An 8,477-nucleotide genomic window follows, 5' to 3' on the forward strand; every position below is an offset into this window, starting at 1 on the left:
TGCGGCTAGGACCGGCGGCACTGGATCAAGCGGCCCAACGAGCTGGCCAGGAGTGAGGGTGCGCCTAGTGTTGGAAGGACCATGATGCTTGCCCAAGCAGCGATGGTGCGCGATATCCACCCTGACTAGTCAACAGCATTCAGACTCTTGGCAACTGCCATCGTAGGTTTGACCGACAACGCGCCCAAGGGCCTCGTCGCTCGTCTGACTCAGCCAGTCAGGTACCAAGAAGAACGAGTGCTTCGCCGCATTATTTGGGCTTTCACCAGAGATTCGATAGTAGGTCTGCCTAGCGCGTCGCTAACAAGCCAGCGCATAACCAGACCCAGCACTAGACTGGAGCGATAGCATCAATTGTCCATGGTTCGAAAAGGAACACCGCCACCAGGTTTATCGCTGGCCCTACCGCACTGGATATACCAGAAGCTGCCGCCTGATGTGACCGTTGGCAATGCCTAGTCGATGCGTTCTCAATGCATGCGTACCAAGTCCAGTTGGCGGGCGATGCGACCTTCGAAAGAACAGCTGCCCCATCGCCTGCTATTTGCCCGATGGATATCGGACACCACAAACAACAAGGGCGCCTCTCGGCGCCCTCGTTCTTTCAACTCACTCCCACTCAATAGTAGCCGGCGGCTTCCCCGAGATGTCATAGACAACCCTTGACACCCCCCGCAACTCATTGATGATCCGGTTGCTCACCGTACCCAGGAACTCATACGGCAGATGCGCCCAGTGCGCGGTCATGAAGTCGATCGTCTCCACGGCCCTTAGCGCAATCACCCACTCATAAGCCCGCGCATCGCCCACCACACCCACCGACTTCACCGGCAGGAACACGGCAAACGCCTGGCTGGTCTTGTCGTACAGGTCGGCCTTGCGCAGCTCATCAATGAAGATGGCATCGGCCTTGGCCAGCAGCTCGGCGTATTCGCGCTTCACTTCGCCCAGGATACGCACGCCCAGGCCCGGGCCCGGGAACGGATGGCGGTAGACCATGGTGCGCGGCAGGCCCAGCTCCACGCCCAGGCGGCGCACTTCGTCCTTGAACAGCTCGCGCAGCGGCTCCACCAGGCCCAGCTTCATGTGCTCCGGCAGGCCGCCCACGTTGTGGTGGCTCTTGATCACATGCGCCTTGCCGGTCTTGCTGCCGGCCGACTCGATCACGTCCGGGTAGATGGTGCCCTGCGCCAGCCACTTGGCGTTCTTCAGCTTGTTCGACTCTTCGTCGAAGATCTCAACGAACAGGTTGCCGATGATCTTGCGCTTGGCTTCCGGGTCGCTCACGCCTTCCAGCGCGGCGAAGTAACGGTCGGCGGCATTCACGCGCACCACCTTTACCCCCATGTGCTCGGCAAACATCGCCATCACCTGGTCGCCTTCCTGCCAGCGCAGCAGGCCGGTATCCACGAACACGCAGGTCAGCTTCTCGCCGATGGCCTTGTGCAGCAGCGCAGCCACCACGGACGAATCGACGCCGCCGGACAGGCCCAGGATCACTTCGTCATCGCCAACCTGCTCGCGCACGCGGGCGATCTGGTCGTCGATGATGTTGGCGGCGGTCCACAGGGTCTGGCAGCCACACACATCCACCACGAAGCGGCGCAGCAGCGCCTGGCCCTGCAGGGTGTGGGTCACTTCCGGGTGGAACTGCACGCCGTACCAGCGCTTTTCTTCGTTGGCCATGGCGGCCACCGGAATGCGGTCGGTGGTGGCGGTGATGGTGAAGCCCGGCGGTGCGACGGAGACGTGGTCGCCGTGGCTCATCCAGACATTCAGCTTCGGCTCGCCGCCGTGGTCGCTCAGGCCCTTGAACAGTGCATCGGGGTTGATGACGTTCACTTCGGCGTGGCCGAATTCGCGCTGGTCCGCCGCTTCGGTGGCACCGCCCAGCTGGGCCGCCAGGGTCTGCATGCCGTAGCAGATGCCGAAGATCGGCAGGCCGCTGTCGAACACTTCCTGCGGCGCGGCCGGGGCGCCCGGCAGCGTAGTCGATTCCGGGCCACCGGACAGGATGATGCCCTTGGCGCCAAACGCCGCGATCTCGGCCGGGTTGTGGTCCCAGGCCCAGATCTCGCAGTAGACGCCCAGCTCGCGGATGCGGCGGGCAATCAGCTGCGTGTACTGCGCGCCGAAATCGAGGATCAGGATCTTGTCGTTATGGATATTGGTCATGGCGCCCTGGCAATGCAGTAGGGAAAACGAAACTTCAAATAATTTGCTGCGGCAGATGGAAAAAGAGGAACGGGAATCAGCTTCCTCGTTCCTCTTTCTCCGGCCCGCGTCAGGCGCGGTAGTTCGGCGGTTCCTTGGTGATCGTCACGTCGTGGACGTGGCTCTCACGCTGGCCGGCGCCGCTGATCTTGACGAACTTGGGCTTGGTGCGCATGTCCTCGATGGTGGCGCACCCCACGTAGCCCATGGTGGCGCGCAGGCCACCCATCAGCTGGTGGATGATGCCGCCCACCGGGCCGCGGTACGGCACGCGGCCTTCGATGCCTTCCGGCACCAGCTTGTCGGCGGTGGCGGCGTCCTGGAAGTAGCGGTCCTTGGACCCCTTTTCCATGGCGGCCAGCGAACCCATGCCGCGGTAGCTCTTGTACGAACGTCCCTGGTACAGCTCGGTCTCGCCCGGCGATTCCTCGGTACCGGCCAGCAGGCCGCCGACCATGATGGTCGAGGCACCGGCGGCCAGCGCCTTGCCGATATCACCGGAGAAGCGGATACCACCGTCGGCGATGAGCGGGATGCGGTCCTGCAGGGCCTCGGCCACCAGATCGATGGCAGTGACCTGCGGCACGCCGACGCCGGCGACGACGCGGGTGGTGCAGATCGAGCCCGGGCCGATGCCGACCTTCACGGCGTCTGCGCCGCTGTCCAGCAGTGCCAGTGCGGCTTCGCCGGTGCAGATGTTGCCACCGATGACCTGCACGTTCGGGAAGTGCTTCTTCACCCAGCTGACGCGGTCCAGCACGCCCTGCGAATGGCCGTGCGCGGTATCGACCACGATCACGTCCACGCCGGCGGCAACCAGCGCTTCCACGCGGCGGTCGGTATCGCCACCCACGCCGACGGCAGCGCCGACCAGCAGGCGGGTCGACAGATCCTTGGCGGCGTTGGGGAAGTCGGTGTTCTTCTGGATGTCCTTGACGGTGATCAGGCCACGCAGGGCGAAATCATCGTTGACCACCAGCACCTTTTCAATGCGGTTGCGGTGCAGCAGCTGCAGCACTTCTTCGCTGGCGGCGCCTTCCTTGACCGTGATCAGGCGATCCTTCTTGGTCATGATGTGGCGGACCGGATCGTCCAGCTCGGTCTCGAAGCGCATGTCCCGGTGGGTGACGATACCGGCCAGCAGGCCGTCGCTGCCCACCACCGGTACGCCGGAGATGTTGTGCGCCTGGGTCAAGGCCAGCACGTCCCGGATGGTGGTTTCCGGGCCGACGGTGATCGGGTCGCGGATGACGCCGGCCTCGAACTTCTTGACCTTGGCCACTTCTGCGGCCTGCTGTTCCAGGCTGAGATTCTTGTGGATGATGCCCATGCCACCCAGCTGTGCCATGGCGATGGCCAGGCGGGCTTCGGTGACGGTATCCATGGCTGCGGACAGGATCGGAAGCTTGAGCTTCAGGTCTCGGGTCAACCGCGTTTCGAGGTTGACGTCCTTGGGCAGGATGGTCGAGTGGGCGGGGACGAGCGAGACGTCGTCGTAAGTGAGTGCTTCAGCCTGGATGCGCAGCATCGGCATACCCGAGATGTGGGGAAGCGCGACATTTTACCCCTTTTTCACGCCCCGTGGGAGGGGGTGGATGCGACGCAGTGTCGCGCGGGCGACACCGCCCGGGTAGCGCCGGGCCATGCCCGGCGAGCGCAGCGGCGCAGTTGCCTCCCCCCGGCGCGGCCCGGCGCTACCCTACCGTGACAACCAAGGTTGACTGCCCCGGTAGCGCCGGGCCATGCCCGGCGAGCGCAGCGGCGCAGTTGCCCTCCGCCGGGCGTGGCCCGGCGCTACCCTACCGTGACAACCAAGGTTGGCACCTGCCAACAGCCGGTCAGCTCAGCGCTTCCGCCGCTTCCAACGTGTTCTGCATCAGCGTGGCCACAGTCATCGGGCCCACACCACCCGGCACCGGGGTGATCCAGCTCGCCCGCTCGGCCGCAGCCTCGAAGCCGACATCGCCCACCAGGCGACCATCCTCCAGCCGGTTGATGCCCACATCAATCACCACCGCGCCCGGCTTCACCCACTCGCCCGGCACAATGCCCGGGCGGCCCACCGCCACCACCAGGATGTCGGCATTGCGCACGGCCTGTTCCAGCACGTCCTTGGGGGTGAACTTGTGGCAGCTGGTGACCGTGCAACCGGCGATCAGCAGCTCCAGGCCCATCGGCCGGCCGACGTGGTTGCTGACGCCGACGATGGTGGCGTTGCGGCCGCGCACCGGCTGGTCGGTATGGCCCAGCAGCGTGGTGATGCCGCGCGGGGTGCACGGGCGCAGGCCGAACTCACGCAGGGCCAGGTGGCCGACGTTTTCCGGGTGGAAGCCGTCCACGTCCTTGCGCGGGTCGATGCGCTGGATCAGGCGGCGCGCGTCGGGAATACCCGGCAGCGGCAGCTGGATCAGGATGCCATTGATCTTGGGGTCGGCATTGAGCTGGTCGATCAGGGCCAGCAGTTCGGCTTCGCTGGTGCCGGCCGGCAGATCGTAGTCATGCGCTTCGATGCCGACCTTTTCGGCCGCGCGGCGCTTGTTGCGCACGTACACGGCCGAGGCCGGGTCGCCACCCACCAGCACCACGGCCAAACCGGGGCGGCTGCCGCCAGCGGCCACGCGGGCGTCGACACGCACCTTCAGGCTGTCGAGCAGGTCCTCGGCAATACGGCGGCCATCGAGGATGCGGGCAGGAAGCTGGGGGGCGGAGTCAGTCATCGAATGCGGGGGCAGGCGGCGGCGGGGACGCTATTGTCCCTGATTCAGGCCCCCTCGCCCACCGCCACGACCGGTTGTTACGACCGCTTCGCTCGCCGGTCATGGCCCGGCGCTACCCACGAACCACGCGCACCGCCCGGGTAGCGCCGGGCCATGCCCGGCGAGCGCGAAGCGCGGCGGGGGGCCAGCGCGATCTGGCTGAAGAGCAGCCGAGCGTGGGCTCGGCTCTACTCTTCTTCCGGCACCTGGTCCGCATTCAACGTGCGGGCCTTGCGCTTGGGCGCGGTGAACGGGGTCGGGGTCGGCACGCCCGGCAGCGCGCTGCCGAACACCATGTGCGCACCGGCCCGCAGGCTGCCGCCGGCCATTTCCAGTTCGAAACGCTCGGCGTCGCGCTCGCGGATCTGCTCGGCGATCTCCTGCGCGTCGTCCTCGTCCGCACCCAGTTCCATCAGCGCGGCCTGGCCGAACATCAGCGCCGATTCAAAGGTCTCGCGGATCTGGAAATCAACGCCGGCATGGATCAACCGCAGCGAGTGCTCGCGGTCGAACGAGCGCACCAGCAGCTTGGCCTGCGGGAACTCATGCGCGACCAGCTCGACGATGCGGTCGGCATCCTCGGCATTGTTCACGCACACCGCGATCGCCCGGGCGGTACCGGCGCCGGAGGCATGCAGCACGTCAAGACGGGTACCATCGCCGTAATAGATCTTGAAACCGAAGCGCTCGGCGTTGTGGATCATCTCGACATCGTTGTCGATGATGGTCACATCCACGTCGCGGGCCAGCAGCGACTGGCTGGCCACCTGGCCGAAGCGGCCGAAGCCGATCATCAGCACGCTGCCGGACAGGCCGTCGGCGGTGTCCACGCCTTCCAGGCTCACCTCGGGCTTGGGCGCCACGCGCTTGTAGATCAGCACCACCAGCGGGGTCAGCGCCATCGACAGCACCACCACGGCGGTGAAGTTGGCATTGATGTCCATGTCGATGACGCCGGCACTGGCGGCGGCGGAGAACAGCACGAAGGCGAACTCGCCGCCCTGTGCCATCAGCACGCCGCGGTCCATCGCCTGTGCGTGGTCGCTGCCCATCACCCGTGCCACCCCGTAGATGCACAGCGCCTTGGCGGCCATAAGCGCCAGCACCAGGCCTACGATCATCGGCCAGTTGCCGGCCACCACGGACAGGTCCAGGGCCATGCCCACGCTGAGGAAGAACAGGCCCAGCAGGATGCCGCGGAACGGCTCGATGTCCGCTTCGATCTGGTGGCGGAAGGTGGATTCGCTCAGCAGCACGCCCGCGAGGAACGCGCCCATCGCCATCGACAGGCCGGACAGCTGCATCAGCAGCGCCGCACCCAGCACCACCAGCAGCGCGGCGGCGGTCATCACTTCGCGTGCCTTCGATTCGGCCAGCAGGCGGAACAACGGATTGAGCAGGAAGCGACCGACCAGCACCAGGCCGACGATGGCGCCAACGCCGATTGCCACCGACAACCAGCGCGAGCCTTCGCCATCGGCACTGCCCGCGCTCGGCGCCATCCACGCGACCAGGGCCAGCAGCGGCACGATCAGCAGGTCTTCGAACAGCAGGATGGAGACGATCTTCTGCCCCGACGGCAGCGCGATGTCACCGCGCTCGGCCAGCAGCTGCATCACCACGGCGGTGGAGGTGAGCACGAAGCCGGTGGCGCCGATGAAGGCCACCTGCCACGGCAGGCCGAACAGTTTGGCGATGCTGGTCAGCACCAGCGCACAGGTGGCGATCTGCAGCGTCCCCAGCCCGAAGATTTCCTTGCGCAGGCTCCACAGGTGCGAGGGGCGCATTTCCAGGCCGATGACGAACAGGAACATCACCACGCCCAGCTCGGCCGTATGCAGGATCGCCTGCGGGTCGGAGAACCAGCCCAGGCCGAACGGTCCGATCGCCAGGCCCGCGGCGAAGTAACCCAGCACCGAACCCAGGCCGAGCCTGCGGAACAGGGGCACCATCACCACTGCCGCGCCCAACAGGGCCACGACCTTGACCAGTTCGCTGGTCGCTGCTTCTACCGCCATGCGGTGTGTCCCCGAAAACCGAAATCGGCCTCAACGATAGAGCAAGTTTTCTGACGGCAATAGCACGTGCGTTGCGTTTGCTTGTGCCGAAAATGGAACGATGGCGGCGTCGATAACCAATATCGTTCCGGAATCGCCAACATTGATCCACGCATGCCGTGGATCTACTGCAGACAGGAGCAGATCCACGCCATGCGTGGATGACGCGCCGCGGCGCTCAGCCGCCCCGGCAGAACGCGGCGTAATCGATATACCCCGGGAACGGCACCCCGGGCGCGCACACCGGGCACTGGGGATCAGGCTGGATGCGGGTCTCACGAAAGCGCATCCCCAGCGCATCGAAGCGCAGCAGCCTGCCGACCAGCGGCTCGCCGATGCCCAGCAGCAGCTTCAGCACCTCGGTGGCCTGCAGCACGCCGGCCAGACCGGGCAACACGCCGAGCACACCGGCCTCGGAGCAATTGGGCGCGAACTCCGGCGGCGGCGGCTCCGGGAACAGGCAGCGGTAGCAAGGCGCCACGCCACGCTGGCGGCCCGCATCAAACACGCTTACCTGCCCATCAAAGCGCTCGATGGCGGCATGGACCATGGGCTTCGCGTGCTTGATGCAGGCGTCGTTGAGCAGGTAGCGCAGCGAGAAGTTGTCCGAGCCATCCAGCACCACGTCCACGCCGTCCAGCAGGCGATCGACGTTCTCCGAGGTCACCCGCTCGGGCACGGCCTCGACCTCGATGGACGGGTTCAACGCCAGCAGGCGCTCGCGTGCCGAATCGACCTTCAGCTGGCCGACGCTGGCCTCGGTATGCACGATCTGCCGGTGCAGGTTGCTGCGCTCCACGCGGTCGTGGTCGGCGAAGCGCAGGCGCCCTACCCCAGCCGCCGCGAGATAGAAGCCGGCCGGAGCGCCCAGGCCGCCTGCACCCAGTACCAGCACGCGCGACTGCTGCAGGCGGCGCTGGCCGGCCTCACCCACCTGCGGCAGCAGCAGATGGCGTGAGTAGCGGTCGTAGAAGTCGCGGTCAGCGGCATCCAGCATCGGCTGCACCAGCGGCAGCCCCTGCTCGCGCCATGCCACGGTGCCGCCGGCCACGGACGCCACGTTCGAATAGCCTGCGGCCAGCAGCGCCTGCGCCGCGTCGGTGGAGCGCTTGCCGCTCTGGCAGATCAGCAGGATGTCCTGGCCCTGGAGCGGCAGGTGCGCGGCCGGGTCGGCCAGCAGGTCGTTCTTGGCCACGCCACGCGCACCCTCAGCCATGCCACCGGCACGCTCATGTGCCTGGCGCACATCGATCAGCACCGCGCCGTGGGCCACGCGCGCCTGCGCCTGCTGCGGGGAAAGCTCTGGAATGCTCATGTGCCCATTATCGCGCAGGCTCAGCCGGTAGCGGGCGGGGGGCGGCCGCCGGGGGGGCGCGCTCCGCGCCGCGCGGCGCGCCGCGCCGCGCGGCGGCCGGCAGCGCACCCCGCCCACCCACGCCCCGCCCCCCCC

5 protein-coding genes are annotated in these 8,477 nt (G+C 66.7%); all 5 read right to left on the reverse strand.

Features of this window, described 5'->3' with window-relative positions; genetic code table 11:
* Nucleotides 1–609: 609 nt before the first annotated feature.
* Nucleotides 610–2,175, reverse strand: coding sequence for a glutamine-hydrolyzing GMP synthase (guaA, locus tag AC1VXD_RS06135; RefSeq protein WP_005413109.1), 1,566 nt, complete (start codon nucleotides 2,173–2,175; stop codon nucleotides 610–612).
* A gap of 109 nt (nucleotides 2,176–2,284) precedes the next feature.
* The gene (gene guaB, locus AC1VXD_RS06140) at nucleotides 2,285–3,742 is read right to left on the reverse strand and encodes an IMP dehydrogenase (protein ID WP_482991315.1); all 1,458 of its coding nucleotides are present in this window, start codon (nucleotides 3,740–3,742) and stop codon (nucleotides 2,285–2,287) included.
* A 310-nt stretch (nucleotides 3,743–4,052) separates the two neighbouring features.
* Nucleotides 4,053–4,931, reverse strand: coding sequence for a bifunctional methylenetetrahydrofolate dehydrogenase/methenyltetrahydrofolate cyclohydrolase FolD (folD, locus tag AC1VXD_RS06145; RefSeq protein ID WP_482991316.1), 879 nt, complete (start codon nucleotides 4,929–4,931; stop codon nucleotides 4,053–4,055).
* Nucleotides 4,932–5,158: 227 nt separating this feature from the next.
* The gene (locus AC1VXD_RS06150; RefSeq protein ID WP_482991317.1) at nucleotides 5,159–6,988 is read right to left on the reverse strand and encodes a monovalent cation:proton antiporter-2 (CPA2) family protein; all 1,830 of its coding nucleotides are present in this window, start codon (nucleotides 6,986–6,988) and stop codon (nucleotides 5,159–5,161) included.
* A gap of 217 nt (nucleotides 6,989–7,205) precedes the next feature.
* The gene (moeB, locus tag AC1VXD_RS06155; protein WP_482991318.1) at nucleotides 7,206–8,342 is read right to left on the reverse strand and encodes a molybdopterin-synthase adenylyltransferase MoeB; all 1,137 of its coding nucleotides are present in this window, start codon (nucleotides 8,340–8,342) and stop codon (nucleotides 7,206–7,208) included.
* Nucleotides 8,343–8,477: the final 135 nt, after the last annotated feature.

Source organism: Stenotrophomonas sp. STEN054 (genome assembly GCF_056854535.1).